This window comes from Xenorhabdus beddingii (assembly GCF_002127545.1).
Classification (GTDB): Bacteria; Pseudomonadota; Gammaproteobacteria; order Enterobacterales; family Enterobacteriaceae; genus Xenorhabdus; species Xenorhabdus beddingii.
The window spans coordinates 13,755-30,130 of sequence record NZ_MUBK01000020.1 but is presented as its reverse complement, the minus strand read 5'-3'; the positions used below and the strand labels follow the sequence as shown (position 1 = coordinate 30,130).

Below are 16,376 nucleotides of genomic sequence, written 5' to 3'. Positions count from 1 at the left end.
TTCAGGCAACGGGGCCGTTATAGAATTACGGCTGTTCTATCTAGAAACAGTGCATCAATACCGGATGCCGCACTCAGGCATCTGGTATAACAAGGCCCTAAGTGAATAAAGAAATGAACAACGAAACAGATTTACCACTAAGCTCAGTGCTTTCACCCGAATGTACACGTAACAACGTTCCCTGTTCGAGTAAAAAGCGAGCTTTAGAGATTATCAGTGAGCTGGCATCAAAACAGCTTGGATTACCGGAAAACACCGTATTCGAAGCTATCCTTTCCCGCGAAAAAGTGGGGACAACGGGTATTGGCAATGGAATTGCAATCCCACACGGAAAATTGGACAAAGAATGTGCAAAAAATGCCGTTGGCGTATTTTTACATCTGGAACACCCCATCACCTTTGATGCTATAGATAATCAACCTGTTGACTTACTGTTCGCTTTATTGGTGCCATCAGACCAGTGTCAAACCCATTTACACTCACTATCATTGATTGCAAAGCGCCTTGCAGATAAAAGTCTCTGCCGTCGTCTGCGCTCCGCACAGAGTGACGAAGAACTATACAATATCATTACTGAATAAATAGCGATTACAATTATAAACATTTAGGGGAGTCTCCTCATGGTGCTGATGATAGTCAGTGGTCGTTCAGGTTCTGGAAAATCCGTTGCTCTGCGTGCGCTGGAAGATATGGGCTTCTATTGCGTGGATAACCTACCGGTCGTGTTGCTGCCAGAACTGGCAAACACGCTGGTTGAACGCGATATTTCGGCAGCGGTTAGCATTGATGTCAGAAACATGCCGGAATCGCCGGAAGTTTTCGAACAAGCCCTGACGCAACTACCGGATAGCTTTTCACCACAATTACTGTTTCTTGATGCGGATCGTAATACCCTGATCCGTCGCTATAGTGACACTCGCCGTTTACACCCGCTATCAAGCAAAAACCTGTCCCTGGAAAGTGCGATTGATCAGGAAAGTGATCTCCTTGAACCCCTGCGTTCACGCGCCGATTTGATCATCGATACTTCTGAAATGTCGGTCCATGAACTGGCAGAGATGCTCAGGACACGTTTATTGGGCAAACGGGAACGGGAACTGACCATGGTATTTGAATCTTTTGGCTTCAAACATGGCATCCCGATTGACGCAGACTATGTTTTCGACGTGCGTTTCCTGCCAAACCCCCACTGGGACCCTAAACTGCGCCCAATGACGGGATTAGATCGTCCTGTTGCCGCATTTTTGGATCGTCATACAGAAGTGCATAACTTCATTTACCAAACGCGCAGCTATCTCGAACTCTGGCTACCGATGCTGGAAACCAATAACCGCAGTTACCTGACCGTCGCCATCGGCTGTACCGGGGGTAAACACCGTTCCGTTTACGTTGCTGAACAATTGGCTGATTATTTCCGTTCCCGTGGCAAGAACGTGCAATCTCGCCACCGTACACTGGAAAAACGCAAATAGGGAACAACCCAAATAACGCGATCAATCAACCCATAAAGAAAAGCATGACCGTCAAACAGCAACTCGAAATAAAAAACCGACTGGGAATGCATGCCCGGCCTGCGATGAAACTGCATGATCTTGTGCAGCAATTTCAATCGCAGGTCATTCTGCGCAATAGCAGTCATATCCAAGCCGAAGCCCACAGCGTCATTGCCATGCTGATGCTGGATTCCGAACAAGGCAGCTATATTGAAGTTGAGGCCACAGGGCCTGATGAACAGCAAGCCATGGCGGCCATCATTGCGCTATTTAGTTCCGGCTTTGACGAAACATAAAAGCGGTTCCAACCTCTTATACACTTCCATTGCACACAGTACCCGTATCGACCACCCTCTTCCTATCAAACTGACACCCAATAAAATGTTGAGTTCAATCAAGACAGAAAATATTAAACAGCAGTCTGTCTTGCTATTTATTGTTCCCCGTATCACCACCTATTGACACCGAAATACGTCGGTAAAAAATAAAATCAGTCGTTAAGACTGCCAAAAGATAAAAAAACCTTCATATATTCCGCACACAAATCCTTCAACGACAACAAAACCTATCAAATAAAATCATTAACTAAGTTAATTATTCTGACTATTTATAAATAGTATGCAATATACAATAAATGTTACTTTTCAATAAGTTGAGTTAATGAAATCAATTTAGAAAAAACTTATCATTAAAACGCATTTACACACAGTGCATTGCACGCACAAATCCTAATTTGGAGATGAACTTCATGCGTTTTAATAAAACTACACTGGCAATTCTTCTTGGACTGAGCCTGTTTCAAAGTGTTGCTCACGCAGCGCCTGCGCTCTCTTTAGATAACTCTCAGGCAGAACGTATTGCCACTAACAACAACGCTTGGGTTGAAATCAATACCACCACGTTTGAAAAAAATATCCACACAGTGCAAAAAAACCTGAATCAAGGCACTAAAATGTGTGCGATTCTGAAAGGTGATGCCTATGGTCATGGTATCGACCTGTTGATGCCATCTATCATTAAAACTAACGTGCCGTGCGTAGGGATTACCAGTAATGAAGAAGCTCGCATCGTGCGTGAAAGCGGTTTTAAAGGGCAACTGATACGTGTCCGTACCGCTGATGTAACTGAAATCGAAAGTACGCTGGGCTATGACATGGAAGAGATGATCGGCGATCTGGATCATGCTAAGACCATTGCTGCCCTGGCTAAAAAACACGGTAAAGAAATTCGCGTCCATCTCATGTTGAACACCGGCCTCATGAGCCGCAATGGATTGGAAATGAAAACGGAACAGGGCAAACAAGAAGCCCTGAAAATCGCTCAGTTACCGAACCTGAAACTGGCCGGCATGATGAGCCACCATGCATTCACTGATTTGAATGCGATCCGTGATAGCATTAAGAACTTCAAAGAACAAACTTCTTGGTTGATCAAAACCGCCAACCTGAAAAGGGATGAGATCACACTACACGCATCAAGCTCTTTTGCATCACTCAGCGTTCCTGAAGCTCAGTTCGACATGGTGCGCGTTGGGAGTGCGCTGTACGGCATTTTGACCACCAGCCACCCAGAATTCAAGCCATTGATTCAGATGAAAACCCGCGTTGCTTCTGTTAAGTCCTATCCGAAAGGTAATGGTGTCGGCTACGATAACACTTACATTCTGAAACGTGATTCCAAACTCGCTAATTTGCCAGTGGGTTTCTCTGATGGTTTTAGCTCTGCCATGTCAAACAAAGCCTATGTCCTGATCAACGGTCACCGTGCACCTGTTGTCGGCAGCGTTTCCATGAACACGGTCATGGTCGATGTCACCGACCTGCCAGAAGTGAAGAGTGGCGATGAAGTGGTTATCTTCGGTAAACAAGGCCACGACGAAATCACCCAGTCTGATATTCAGAAATGGGGCGGAATGCATGTTGTTGAACTGTCTTCCATTTGGGGAGAAACTAACCCGCGTATCGTGACCACAGACGCATAATTTGCGGCTCAATATAATGGCAGACGGTGCTTTTTCCCCCGGTGGATAAGCCTTGCTTCATTAACAACGCAAAACAGTTCGTGATCATGATCTCTTTATTTTCACGGCAGAACAGCCTAATATCATTTTAATCACCTTGAAAATAACACCCCCCTCCTTGCGATGCGGGGGTGTTATTTTGTATTGAGCCTAATTTGGAGCGTGGTATGAAAAAACCTAAAATCATTATTAATGAGCTGGATGCCGAACGTTTAGATTCCTTGTTGGAACAACCTGCATTTGCGAATACCAGCATTGCGGATGCTTTGAACGAAGAGTTGGATAGAGCCGACATCGTGGCTCCGGTGGATATCCCAGCCGATGTTGTCACCATGAACAGCGAAATTCGCTTTATTGATCTGGGCAGCAATGAAGAGCGGGTTCGCACACTGGTCTATCCTGCTTCCCTAAAAGACAGCACCAAGCATCTGTCCGTCATGGCGCCTTTGGGGGCTGCTCTTCTGGGTTTGCGGGTGAATGATGAAATCACCTGGGAATTACCTAACGGCGAGAAAACCCGGATAAAAGTGTTGGAAATACTTTACCAACCCGAAGCCGCAGGTGAATATCACCGCTAACTCACAGCCAGCCCAGTGATACTGAACTGGCTGTTGTTGATTGAGTATCCCTTATTGACCGGCGATACTCATTTCCGGCAACAACACCGAACCACACTGAATATTACTGCGTGTTTCGATATCATTACCGATTGTCACCATATTCGCCCACATATCTTTCAAATTGCCTGCGATGGTGATCTCGCTGACCGGATATTGAATTTCGCCATTTTCGACCCAGAAACCGGATGCCCCACGGGAATAATCCCCGGTAATGGCACTCACACCTTGCCCCATCAGTTCGGTCACGATCAGGCCGGTTCCCATTTCACGCAACAAGCCCGCAAAATCCAGACCTTGCCCCGCAATCTGCCAGTTATGAATTCCACCCGCATGGCCTGTATTCACTATCCCCAACTTACGGGCAGAATAGGACGTCAGCAGCCAAGTCTGTAAAACCCCCTCTTTGATGATATCTCGTGGCGTTGTACGCACACCTTCACTGTCAAATGGCGTTGAAGCCATCCCGCGCAGCAGGTGAGGATGCTCTTCAATGGTTAACCACGAAGGCAAAATCTGTTTGCCCAGACTATCCAGCAAGAAAGAAGACTTACGATAAATGCTGCTACCGCTGATCGCGCCCACCAAATGACCGAATAATCCGGTTGCCACTTCCGCAGAAAAGATAACCGGGGCTTTCATCGTGGGCAGTTTACGTGCGCCCAAACGGGAAAGCGTGCGGCGGGCACACTCCTGCCCAACCCACTCAGGTGATTTCAGGTCGTCAAAATGGCGACTCACGGTATAAGCATAATCGCGTTCCATATTGCCATCTTGTTCAGCAATCACACAGCTCGACATAGAATGACGGCTTGAACAGTAGCTTTGCAACATGCCATGACTATTACCAAACACCCGAATACCATAATGACTGTTGAAACTACCGCCCTCGGTATTGGTAATGCGTCCATCTGCCTGCAATGAGGCTTGCTCGGCACGAGCCGCTAACTCAATGGCCGTCTCTGCATCCAGATCCGCAGGATGGAAAAGATCCAGATCCGGAGCCTCAAATGCCAACAATGCCTTATCCGCCGGGCCGGCGCAGGGATCAGGAGACGTATAACGCGCGATATCAATTGCAGCCTGAACAGTACGGGCAATCGCCTCTGGGCTGAGATCGGTAGAAGAAGCACTGCCTTTGCGCTGTTGGTGATAAACGGTGATCCCCAGTGCGCCATCGCTGTTAAACTCAACATTTTCGACTTCACTGAAACGGGTGCTGACGCTAATCCCCGTGGTTTTATTGACCGCGACTTCCGCAGCATCACAACCGGCTTTCGCTAATTCCAGAGCATGGGCAACCGCGTTTTCCAGTTGCTTACGCTGCTCTGCGATTTGTTGATTGGTGACTATCATTAATTAACCGTAATCCAATGAATTAAAAAGAGAATGAGTCAGGAAAAATGCCTTCGTCCGGTTCATGACATGAATGTCGAGTGGCAATCAGGCAATTTTCCCAGTTACAATACACAATATTAGGATGTTAACACCCACCGGACGCTAGGTCATGTTCCAAAATGCACCTTATCCGGCCTTTTTAGAAGGAAAACGATTATGGCAAAGCAGCCTGAAGATTGGCTCGACAATTATCCTGCTGAAGAGGAAGACGAAGAGATAATCTGGGTCAGTAAAAGTGAAATCAAGCGGGATGCTGAGATACTGAAAAAGTTGGGATTAGAGCTGGTTGAACTCAGCAAAAACCAACTGGAGCGGATCCCACTGGATGAGGATTTACTGGCAGCCATTGAACTGGCACAGAAAATCAAACGTGAAGGCCGACGCCGTCAATTACAGTTGATTGGCAAATTACTGCGTGCCCGTGATCCTGAACCGATCACCACGGCGTTGGATAAACTGAAAAACCGTCACAACCAGCAAGTTGTTATTCTGCATAAGCTGGAAGAGCTGCGTGACAAATTGGTTGAAGGCGATGATGCCTTTGAAGAAGTCGTGGCGCTGTATCCACATACCGATCGCCAGCAGCTTCGTGCACTGGTTCGCAATGCCAGGAAAGAGAAGGCGGCCAACAAACCACCGAAATCTTACCGGCAGATTTTCCAATATCTGAAAGAGCTATCTGAAATAGTGTGACGAACTGCCAAGGAGCGGTTCACATATGATAGTCCATTTATCACCGCCCTTTTAGGGCGGTTCATTCCATGAGGTTATTCCACGGGAATTGACATTTCGTGTCGGAATATATTATTCCTGTCAAATCGCTTTTTCACCTCAATTAATTCCTTTGAGAGTTCTTTCCCATAATAAAGCTCCATCCATCTGGGGTCGATAGTATTATGTGAATCATCAGTGTATTTCATATCAATATCGGGGTAGTTGATATAACACCCCTGAAATGGGGTCTGGATATGATTATATTCCTCATACGGTTTATTGCCATAATGACGAAAACACCCTGAATACAATAACCTTATCCATTGAATGCACGCATCCGCATCCTTGGGATCTTTCCAATAAATCTGGAACTGCCATTTCAGTAAAGAATCCCGTTGATATACTGAAGTTTCGTTATTTTTATCCGCCTGATTGATAAAGCCACCATAAGAATTGATCTGGATTAAAGCATTGGGTGACACGATATGATGAAGAGGTTCAGTTAAGCACTGGTAAATATGTGAGACAGTATCATCTGAAATATCACCCTTCTGATAAACTGATTTATATTTCCCATACTGATTATCACCAGAACCATTAATACTTTGTGTCAGATGCAACCAATCCATGGTAGTGACGGGAGGATCTATTTGCTGACTATCCGCTTCACAAAAATCATCCAATAAAACCCGATCCACTTGTGGCGTTGACAGGCCATGTATAGAAGATAATTCCATTGACTTATAAGTACAAATACGATTATTTGAGGCTTGATTCATGGTATTGATAAAATCTAACAAGGGTGCATCATTGACGCCTTTTTTATAATCACCATTTTTACCTGTATACTGAATCGTCAGCTCGATATTTCCCTTATTTTTATGATGCATTTTTAGCAATGCAAACAATCCCCCATTGCATTTAGATTCATCTTTATCATCCCAATATTGATCGTTTTCTTTAAACCATGCAAAATAGGCATCCAAAAATTTCTTTAACGCACTGGGATTAGGGATATTTTCCCACGGATACGTTAATTTTATAAAACCCGCACTGCTTGGCGCATCAGGCAGATCTTCAAAGTAGTAATTCAAGATTATGCCAAAATTACCGCCTCCTGCGCCACAACACGCCTTGAATAGCTTTCTGTGATGGGTGTCTTGACTATATCGACTGACATGGATAGTTTTAAAGAAATTATTATAATCAGGTACGATGATATCAATACCCGAAAGCCAATCAACCGTTAAGCCTTGTTTCCGGGAAAGCAACCCATACCCTCCGCCGGTGATATGCCCCCCTAAACCCACAGAATAGCAAGAGCCTCCGGGCAGGGTTTTTCCCGATATTTTATAGAGTCTCACATAACTTTCCCAATTTTGATTTCCTGCGGCAATCTTAAAACGGTACTTCATTTGATCTTTGTCATACTCAGAGGTGATTGTTTGATCTTTTTCATATTCAATCCCCGTCATCAAGCCAACATCAATGATCACCGTTTTTTGTAATGTTTTATTTTTATTGAAGTTATTGTTGCTAACAAACCCTTCATAACAATGACCACCACTACGGACCGTAATTCTTTTCCCTTCATCGGCGGCTTTTCGGGCAGCAATAATAACCTCGTGCTCATGATTACAAATAAAAACACCGGAAACATCATTATTTTTATCAGGCCAACGAAGATTAAATCCTTTCTTCAAAGTATTATATCGAGCATCACTATTAGATATATAAGTAATTGCCATTATAATCTCCATATAAAATAGTTTTTAGAGTAGGTAAAACATTTAACTTTATCTTTTAATTAACCGGTTTCTGGTTAAATCAAGAAGAATAGCTGCCTAAAAGATAAAATAAACCTATCTCACTATTTTTTATGACTCTATTTTTTGTAAGTACGTGATGTTTTTTATAATTACGTGGCAAAGGGATGATCATAACATTGGAAAAGAGGTCACTCTATTCTATTAGATTGACTTAAGTTAATAAGTTTACTTTAATGTTATTCAATTGTGAAAGCGCAGTGTGAATAATTTCCATTATGCCCCCTTACTTTGTTAACCCAACCCGAACAAAGGATGTCGCAAATGCCGTTAGTTGTTATTCCTGATGATTATCAACATGCCACAAAACACATTCAGGCTTTACATCAAAACAGTGACTTTGAAGTGGTTTGTCTTGGTGCCCTGGACCGGGATCCTAACGCAGAAGCGCTATTATCCAGAGCTGATGCTCTAATACTGATCCGTGAAAGAACCCTCATTGATGAGGCGTTTTTATCCAAGACACCCAATCTGAAACTCATCAGCCAGACGGGTAAAGTGGCTTACAATATCGATCTGGAATTATGTCAACAACGAGGAATTGCGGTCGTTGAAGGCGCAGGCTCTCCCATTGCCGCAGCCGAGTTAACCTGGCTATTGATTCAAAGCGCCATACGCAGATTTGTGCCCGCTGTAAACAGGCTGAAACAAGGCCATTGGCAGACTGAATTTGGCGATACCGTGGCGGGTAAAACACTTGGCATAGTCGGCTATGGAAAAATAGGCCAGCTTGTTGCCAAATACGCGCAGGCATTTGACATGAAAGTACAGATTTGGGGATCACCGCGTGCCCAGAATCAAGCCCGTCAGGAAAGGTTAATCGTTCCCGCCTCCAGAGAAGCGTTTTTCCGGACTTCAGATGTTATCACCTTGCATCAACGGTTAGTCCCAGAAACCCTGGGGGGTATCACATTTGCGGATCTCACCAGCATGAAATCTACCGCGCTATTGGTGAATACCGCTCGCTCTGGGTTGATCGAAACTGGCGCACTGGAAAAAGCCCTCGACTTGGGAACTCCGGGATTCGCTGCATTGGATGTTTTTGATATTGAACCCATTTGGGATACCCATCACGCTTTATTAAAACGGGATAACGTGCTTTGCAGCCCCCATATCGGCTATGTCACCAAAAGCTGTTATGACATTTATTTTGCAAGTGCATTTAACAATATTGAGAAATATTTTTCCGGTGATGAAAGCCATGTAATTAATCAATAATGACTGAAAAGCCACCTGATAGGCAGGTGGCTTAAAAAATTTCAACCGCCAGAAAAATTCTGGCCTATGACATTAAACCGTAATTCCCCTTCCAGCTCTTCTTCCGCTTCTTCAAACAGCAGCACTAATGATGCAAAACGTATCCGTTTCTGTGACGTTAAGTGGATAAAGTTAATTTCAACAGGTAACTGAATTCCCCCCGTTACGGCATCCCACAGCGCGTCCAGGTTAGCGCCAAAATCATCCCCAAGATCAAAACGCTGCTTGAATTCACGGTAGAAAGTCGCTAAATCAGGGATCTGGTCAAAATCGAATTCCACTTTTTTCATGTCATTACTCCAGCCGGGTAAAACTGTTGTAGTGATCAACCGTCAGATAAATCAGGCCATCGTTCGAATAGAGTAACCGGTCACTTCCCCGGTGCCCACACCGATAATTCACATCCGCTTCAAACCAGTGACGCCCCGATTCTGTCGGCAATTTCTTTTCTCGGTTGGAGAACCGATCGCCGCCAATGGCCCGTCCCGGCAACACTTGACATAAGTTACCTTCACGGGCATTCCAACCAAGGCGACGGGCTTGTTTTTTCGTAATGTAATAATCCGGCAATTGGTGATGTTGACGAAGGTAGTCCGCAACCCGGTGCTGTTCAGTCAGAACATCAATCTGTTGTGGGGTGACCTTCTCTGAAACAAGGGGGCTTTTTCCCGTTGTCTCCGTGCCAAATGGTGCAATTCCTTTGGCAAAGAAGATATAGACAACGGCCAAAAATAAGCATACGGCCGCCAATATGTTTTTTTTCATGATAACCTCAAGCTCTTCATTATGCCCGCCAAGACGGCGGGCGATTGCCTAAGAGATTATCAGGCTGTTCCACCTACGGTCAGGCTCTCCAGCTTCAAGGTTGGCTGCCCAACACCCACAGGGACACTTTGGCCTTCCTTACCACAGACTCCGACGCCTTTGTCGAGCGCCAAATCATTTCCAACCATTGAAATCTGCTGCATGGCTTCAATACCGGAACCAATCAAGGTCGCCCCTTTTACTGGCTTGGTGATTTTGCCGTTTTCAATCAAATACGCTTCCGATGTTGAGAAAACAAATTTACCGGACGTAATATCCACCTGACCACCACCGAAGTTCGGAGCATATAGCCCGCGATCAACGCTGGCGATAATCTCTTCTGGCGTGGAGTGACCCGCCAGCATATACGTGTTTGTCATACGTGGCATGGGCAAATGTGCATAGGATTCGCGCCGGCCATTACCCGTCGGTGCCACACCCATCAGGCGGGCATTGAGTTTATCCTGCATATAGCCTTTCAGGATGCCATTTTCAATCAGCACGTTGTATTGTCCCGGAACGCCTTCATCATCAATGGCCAATGAACCACGACGTCCTTCAATCGTGCCATCATCCACGACCGTGCACAATTCAGACGCGACTTTTTGCCCCATCTGACCGGAGAAGACCGACGTTCCCCGACGATTGAAGTCGCCTTCCAAACCGTGACCCACGGCTTCATGCAGCAGGACGCCCGGCCAGCCAGCACCCAATACGACCGGCATGGTGCCCGCAGGGGCGGCAACCGCCGACAAGTTGATCAGCGCCATGCGAACCGCTTCACGGGCAAATTGCTCTGCCAGCGTCTGACCCTCTTCAGTGCGCAGGAAATATTCGTAACCATAACGGGCACCGCCACCACTGCCACCACGTTCACGCTTGCCATCTTCTTCCACTAACACACTGACAGACAGGCGTACCAATGGGCGGATGTCTGCCGCCAATGTCCCGTCGGTTGCCGCCACCAACACTTGCTCATAAACCCCCGTCAGGCTGGCATTCACTTCCTGTACCCGGGGATCTTCCGCCCGTGCGATGTGATCAACCCGGTGCAGCAAGGCAATTTTTTCTTCCCGGCTCATGCTCTGCAAAGGATCGACCGCCGGATAAAGTGCCTGATGTGTCACGGCACCTAACGTATGCGCAATGCCATTGCCCGTTTCCCGAACGATGCTGCGCGCCGCCTGAGCGCTTTGCTGTAGTGCATTCAATGTGATTTGGTCAGCGTAAGCAAATCCGGTTTTTTCGCCACTCACCGCACGAACGCCCACACCCTGATCAATATTATAGGAGCCATCTTTAATGATGCGGTCTTCTAATACCCATGTTTCATGGTAACTGGATTGAAAATAGAGATCGGCATAGTCCAGACGGCGCTCCGCCAATTGCTCCAGAACAGAAGATAAATCCTGATGACTCAGATTATTGGCAGTCAGTAAGTGTTCACTGACGTAAGTTAAACTCATAGTAATTACTCTTTACCTTGATTTGTATTCTTTTTTATCAAAGAAGTCAGTTGTGGACGGAAGCGATTGTGTTTCACCACTTTGATTTGCTCACGTATGAGAATCAAACTATCCCGCCGGATATTAAGCGGTAATGCGCTGACAGTCAGAGGGTTTTTCTTGATGATTTCTCCCCAACCACTCACCGCCATTGTGTGTCCCCATGTTCTGCAAGTGCCATGTACGCCAACCTGCGCAGGGGCCAAAATAATACATTGATTCTCGATGGCACGGGCTTTCAGCAGGGGTTCCCAATGTGACTTACCTGTCAGGCGGGTAAAAGCCGCCGGCACAGAGATCAGTTCTGCACCTTGTTCGCGCAATGCCTGAAATATCCCCGGAAAACGCAGATCATAACAGATAGTCATCCCCAAACGACCAACAGGGGTATCGACAACGGTAATGTGTTCCCCACGCTGGTAAATAGCGGATTCATTATAGGGACCATGTTCATCGTTGATATCGACATCAAACATGTGGATTTTATCGTAACGGGCACGGATTTCGCCCTGATCATCAAACAATAAGCTACTATTTGTGATGCGGGAAGGATCTTCCCGACTGATCAGCGGCATGGAGCCAATCAACAACCAGATGCCGTAACGTTGTGCCATTTCACTGACTGCCTGCTGCAATGGGCCAGTTCCCTGCACTTCGGCATGTTCACGATAACTCTCGACATCTGCAAACAATAAAGCGTTTTCCGGAGTCAGCACCAGTTTCACTGTGTCTGACAATGGCTTAATCTGTTGTTCAATTTGCGCTAAATTATGTTTAACATTTGCACCACTGCATAACTGTAAGAGTGCTACATTGTCGTTTCTCATGGCTCTTTATTCTCCTTAAGCTGACGTAAAACTTCATCAATTTTAGGTTGTTCGAAGCTGCCTGTTAGCCGATAACGAATCACCGATATTTTGCTCCAGAGCGGCCTCAGCACTTTTGTCGCCGCAAAAACCGCAGCACCCGCCACAGGGTTGACCGCAAAGGCGGTCGCTACCCCTACCGTCGCTGAAATTTCCGGCGTAATGACCAGCTCCATATTGATCTGGCGATGAACCAAGTCAGTTATCCCTGAGGCATGGATGTCCGCAGCTAATCCATCAATCAGAAAGTGATCGGTATGCATGATGCCGTTTTTTATCGTTGCATGGCTACGGATGGAATCGAAGCTGAAATCATCACTGAATGTGTCTCTGAAATCCAATTGTAACTTACGCAATAAAGCATCAAAACTGATCAGCCTGAATAATTGCCCGGCTCTGCCACCCCCCAATTTGGCAATCGCACCTTTTTTCATGTCCCCGGCCAACGTCCCATTCAGTGTCTTGAAGTCGGGTTGCCACGGAACATCGTGCCATTTTAAATTGAAATCAAATTTGAAGGGGGCATCCACAATCGGGACGATAAACCCGAGATAGGCCGCCATATCATCGAATTTTTTCCCCGATAATTGCCCTTTGATCCGGGTATCATTTTGTGCGCCATTTTCATGCCAACGGCCAGACAAGGTCAGTTTCCCGGCGCTATTTTCCACTTTCCCATCAGTCAGAATCAGTGAGTCACCTTGCGGTATGAGCGATGCCGATACTTTGCCGAGTTTCAGTCCGGAAATCCAGCATTCTGCACACGCGATATCCAATTCCGGCCAGCGTCTCAGGGACCAACTTCTCAAGGGATCGTGGGAAGATGAAGCAGGGTCCGGCGTTAACTTCTTCGCCTCAACGGACGACCCCGCCGTCAACAAGGGATCGTAATAAAGATAGTCAATCGATGCCTGAATCTGTTTATTGTCTCGAATCAATAAGCTGCCATTAATCTGCTGTCCCGCTACATTGACCTTAATGCCATCAGCCTGTTGGACAATATTGAAGGTGGGTTTATCCCAGCGCTGCCCGGCCAGATCCAGTGAAGGCAATGAAACCTCGAATTCGCCGGGCCACAATAAACTATTGTCACCCGATGAATCCCAACTCAGGGGCTTGATCAACGCCAATAATTTTTCACCGTCAATGGCAGGCAATTTTAATGCCAATAACGATTTTTCCGGCAGGGCCGGAACCCCATCGCTATTTCTATCACTATTTCTATCACTATCGCTATCCGTATCCGTATCCGGATGCAAAATACCTCGTTGCAATCGGATATGATTTTTTTCCAACGCCCATTGGCTATTGAACAGGTATCCTTTCCCTATTGAGCCTTTTATCTGGAGTTGTTTTGTATTGCCTTGTGCCAGGATATTAATCTTATCCCATGCTTGCAGGAATTTAGTGTCTGATACGGGAAATATGCTGTTTACTGGCAATGTACTGTTGATAGGTGACAAATCTGCATCGACAGCAACACGATATTTCACCTCACTCTTTGAAGAATGATCATTGGGGGGTATTGCAATATTCACGTTACTCCGCCAATTCAGCGTTCCGGACAACTGACGGCGGATCTCTGCCGGAAGTGCCGGTAATGTCTTCGCCGGCCAACGTGCATCCAAGTCCACATCAACCTGATAATGTTTTGCTGACTCCTGAGTGGAAAACCGCAGGGACACCGGGTTGCCGAACCAGTTGGCAGATAGGCGGTCACTTTTTAGTTCCCCATTTTTAAAGTGAAATTTGCCGCTAAGGTGTTCCATTTTGCTATCCAATGGCGTGATGAAGAGCTGGGTATCTTTTAGCTCGACCTCTCCCTTTACATTCACTTCGCCCTCTGCCAAAGGGATGTCCATGTGCAGTTTGCCATCCACCCTGCCATCAAGTTGCAAATTATCCAGTGCACTGCCGACTGAATCCGCCAGTGGGCTGTGATTAAAATAATCGTGGATATTCTTCCCGTCCCCGGATAACTTGGCATCAATCAACAGTTTTTGCTTGCCATAATCGGGGATCACGGCTGAAACCCGGGTGACGTCCACTTTTCCAAGCCGCACTTTCGCTGCCTGCATCTGTAATCCGTTATTCTGGAAATTCAGGTCAATATCCAGATCGAATAGAGCCGGCCAGTCGGGTTGATATTGAAAAGTGGCATGACGCAGGGGAACAGCGATTTGGAATTGGCCGTTGTTGTGTTTGAAGGGAAAGTCATGCGGATTGCCCTGAAAAATCAAAGTGGCATTCTCAACTTTTCCCTTGACCAAAGACGCCGTTAAATAGTTTGTCAGGGCGTTTCCCATCAATGGCCGGGGGAAATAACGCCATGCCTCACCGATATCATTCACCTGAATTCCGGCGAGCATTTTCAGCACCGGCGGGGCATCGTGGGGTTGCAGATAATGAAAATTTCCATTCAGCCATAGCGATTTTGCTTGTAAGTCCAGCCCCTGGCTCCAGATTTCCATGCCATTCTGATCATGTTTCCAAGCAACTTGCCCTTCGCTGCTGGCAATATCAAACGGAGCCTGAAACACGCTGCCATAGTCAATGGTGCTGTTTTTCAGGCCAAACGTGAGATTTCCCGACGACTTACTGCCGTCTAATCTGCCACTGAAATGGCTGACAGAGGGCAGCGCTTCCCCGCGCAACCAGCTCACATCCTGCCATTGCATGCGAATTTCCATGTCATCGGGCAGCGCGGGTGTGATATCGAAGGCAAAGCGATTCAGCATGCCTGTCGGTTGCAGGTGCTGCCAATGCTTGATGATATCGGGTGTCACAAAGGAGAGCAGGGGCAATATTCCACTCAGGCGCTCAAGCTGAATATTCTCAGCCCGTACCCGCCAATGGTCTTTGCCCTGATATTGCCGGGCTTCCTTAAGATACAGGGCCGAGATATTCCCTGCGGGCCACTGCTGACCGTTAGTTTTCAGGTTTGCCAGATTGGCGGCATCAAACAGCCATCCTTCATCCTGACGGCGCATTTGCAAGCGTAAATCACTCACTGCAAGCTGCTGTTTTTCACTCCCGATATGCCAGTGGGCCTCCCCCTGCTTAAGCTGCAGACGCCCACTGTCAATTCGCCCTTTCTTCAAGGTGATCCAACTCGCCAAACTGAAACGGGCGTTTTCCAGCCCGGTATTCTCTTTTAACCAACGGCTCAACCACAGCCGCATATCGATATTATCGGCCTGTAAGTAAATGACGCCACTATCCAGCACGCCATTGATATCTTTCAGGTCAAGTTTGACCTGTACAACCCCTTCCTGACCATTAAGCGAAGACAGATTCACACTGCCTTGTGCCCGGTGCCGATGGTTGTTATTCAACCAGGTCATTTGTGGTAATTGCAGTTCAGCCTGTTCACCTGATGGCGTCGGAAAAGTCAAACGGCTATCATGCAAATCAAAATGATTGAATTGTTCCAGAAACAGGGAAGAGAGGCTATTGGGTTCAGATAGTGCACTTTCACCATCCTGCCCAAACGGAGTCTGGTCATAGTTCATTTGAAGCTGATAAAAGGACAACTCCCGAAAATACCATCGCCCCTGCAAAAGGGAACGCCAGACATCCAGAGAGAGCCTGATCTCTTTGGCATGAATGTCGATATGCTCCGCTTTCGCACTGATATCACGGATTTCCAGACTAGGGCCAAAGGATCCCCAATGACCCGTGATGTAGCCAATATCGATAGGGATATTCGTCACGCCAGCCATTTTTTCTATCAATGGCTGACGGTATTCGTTGAGATGTGGCAGGAATAAACGTAACCCGCTGACAAGCAAAGCCACCATGATAATGACTATTGCGGCTGTCGCTAATAATATCCCCGGCAGTCGCCTCACGCATTTCTCCTTGGTTGTCAACTGT

14 protein-coding genes are annotated in these 16,376 nt (G+C 46.6%); 7 read left to right on the top strand and 7 right to left on the bottom strand.

Features of this window, described 5'->3' with window-relative positions; translation table 11 throughout:
• Positions 1-113: 113 nt before the first annotated feature.
• The 5 genes from ptsN (at position 114) to rnk (ending at position 4,091) form a co-directional block, all read left to right on the top strand.
• On the top strand, positions 114-581 hold the full coding sequence (ptsN, locus tag Xbed_RS12370) for a PTS IIA-like nitrogen regulatory protein PtsN (protein ID WP_086113231.1): 468 nt from the start codon (positions 114-116) through the stop codon (positions 579-581).
• 39 nt (positions 582-620) lie between these two features.
• On the top strand, positions 621-1,472 hold the full coding sequence (gene rapZ, locus Xbed_RS12365; protein WP_086113230.1) for an RNase adapter RapZ: 852 nt from the start codon (positions 621-623) through the stop codon (positions 1,470-1,472).
• A 44-nt stretch (positions 1,473-1,516) separates the two neighbouring features.
• Positions 1,517-1,789 (top strand): PTS phosphocarrier protein NPr, encoded by a 273-nt coding sequence (gene npr / locus Xbed_RS12360; protein WP_086113229.1) that lies wholly within the window; start codon positions 1,517-1,519, stop codon positions 1,787-1,789.
• A gap of 452 nt (positions 1,790-2,241) precedes the next feature.
• A complete protein-coding gene (gene alr / locus Xbed_RS12355) occupies positions 2,242-3,474 on the top strand; it encodes an alanine racemase (RefSeq protein ID WP_086113228.1) in 1,233 nt (410 codons plus the stop codon).
• A gap of 206 nt (positions 3,475-3,680) precedes the next feature.
• Entirely contained in the window at positions 3,681-4,091 is a 411-nt protein-coding gene (gene rnk / locus Xbed_RS12350) for a nucleoside diphosphate kinase regulator (RefSeq protein WP_086113227.1), read from the top strand.
• Positions 4,092-4,142: 51 nt separating this feature from the next.
• Here the strand turns inward: rnk and pmbA are convergent, their stop codons facing one another.
• Positions 4,143-5,486, bottom strand: coding sequence for a metalloprotease PmbA (pmbA, locus tag Xbed_RS12345; protein ID WP_086113226.1), 1,344 nt, complete (start codon positions 5,484-5,486; stop codon positions 4,143-4,145).
• 198 nt (positions 5,487-5,684) lie between these two features.
• Here pmbA and yjgA point away from each other — a divergent pair, with 198 nt between their 5' ends.
• Positions 5,685-6,221, top strand: coding sequence for a ribosome biogenesis factor YjgA (gene yjgA, locus Xbed_RS12340; protein ID WP_086113225.1), 537 nt, complete (start codon positions 5,685-5,687; stop codon positions 6,219-6,221).
• Between the two features lie 74 nt (positions 6,222-6,295).
• Here the strand turns inward: yjgA and Xbed_RS12335 are convergent, their stop codons facing one another.
• Positions 6,296-7,990 (bottom strand): FAD-binding oxidoreductase, encoded by a 1,695-nt coding sequence (locus Xbed_RS12335; RefSeq protein WP_167371904.1) that lies wholly within the window; start codon positions 7,988-7,990, stop codon positions 6,296-6,298.
• 342 nt (positions 7,991-8,332) lie between these two features.
• Here Xbed_RS12335 and Xbed_RS12330 point away from each other — a divergent pair, with 342 nt between their 5' ends.
• Positions 8,333-9,286 carry a D-2-hydroxyacid dehydrogenase family protein gene (locus Xbed_RS12330; protein ID WP_208612238.1) on the top strand — a complete coding sequence of 318 codons (954 nt, stop codon included), beginning with the start codon at positions 8,333-8,335 and terminating at the stop codon, positions 9,284-9,286.
• A gap of 41 nt (positions 9,287-9,327) precedes the next feature.
• On the opposite strand, the gene Xbed_RS12325 is transcribed toward Xbed_RS12330, so the two are convergent.
• Genes Xbed_RS12325 through yhdP form a run of 5 tightly spaced genes read right to left on the bottom strand, consistent with a single transcriptional unit; the run spans position 9,328 to position 16,351 of the window.
• Entirely contained in the window at positions 9,328-9,615 is a 288-nt protein-coding gene (locus Xbed_RS12325) for a barstar family protein (protein WP_086113222.1), read from the bottom strand.
• Positions 9,616-9,619: 4 nt separating this feature from the next.
• The gene (locus Xbed_RS12320; RefSeq protein WP_086113221.1) at positions 9,620-10,090 is read right to left on the bottom strand and encodes a ribonuclease; all 471 of its coding nucleotides are present in this window, start codon (positions 10,088-10,090) and stop codon (positions 9,620-9,622) included.
• Between the two features lie 59 nt (positions 10,091-10,149).
• Complete coding sequence (tldD, locus tag Xbed_RS12315) at positions 10,150-11,595, bottom strand: metalloprotease TldD (RefSeq protein ID WP_086113220.1); 1,446 nt, start codon at positions 11,593-11,595, stop codon at positions 10,150-10,152.
• A gap of 5 nt (positions 11,596-11,600) precedes the next feature.
• Positions 11,601-12,461, bottom strand: coding sequence for a deaminated glutathione amidase (gene nit1 / locus Xbed_RS12310; protein ID WP_086113219.1), 861 nt, complete (start codon positions 12,459-12,461; stop codon positions 11,601-11,603).
• Positions 12,458-16,351: an AsmA2 domain-containing protein YhdP gene (gene yhdP / locus Xbed_RS12305; protein WP_086113218.1), complete on the bottom strand. Its 3,894-nt coding sequence runs from the start codon at positions 16,349-16,351 to the stop codon at positions 12,458-12,460. Before yhdP ends, nit1 begins: the two co-directional genes overlap by 4 nt.
• Between the last annotated feature and the right edge of the window lie 25 nt (positions 16,352-16,376).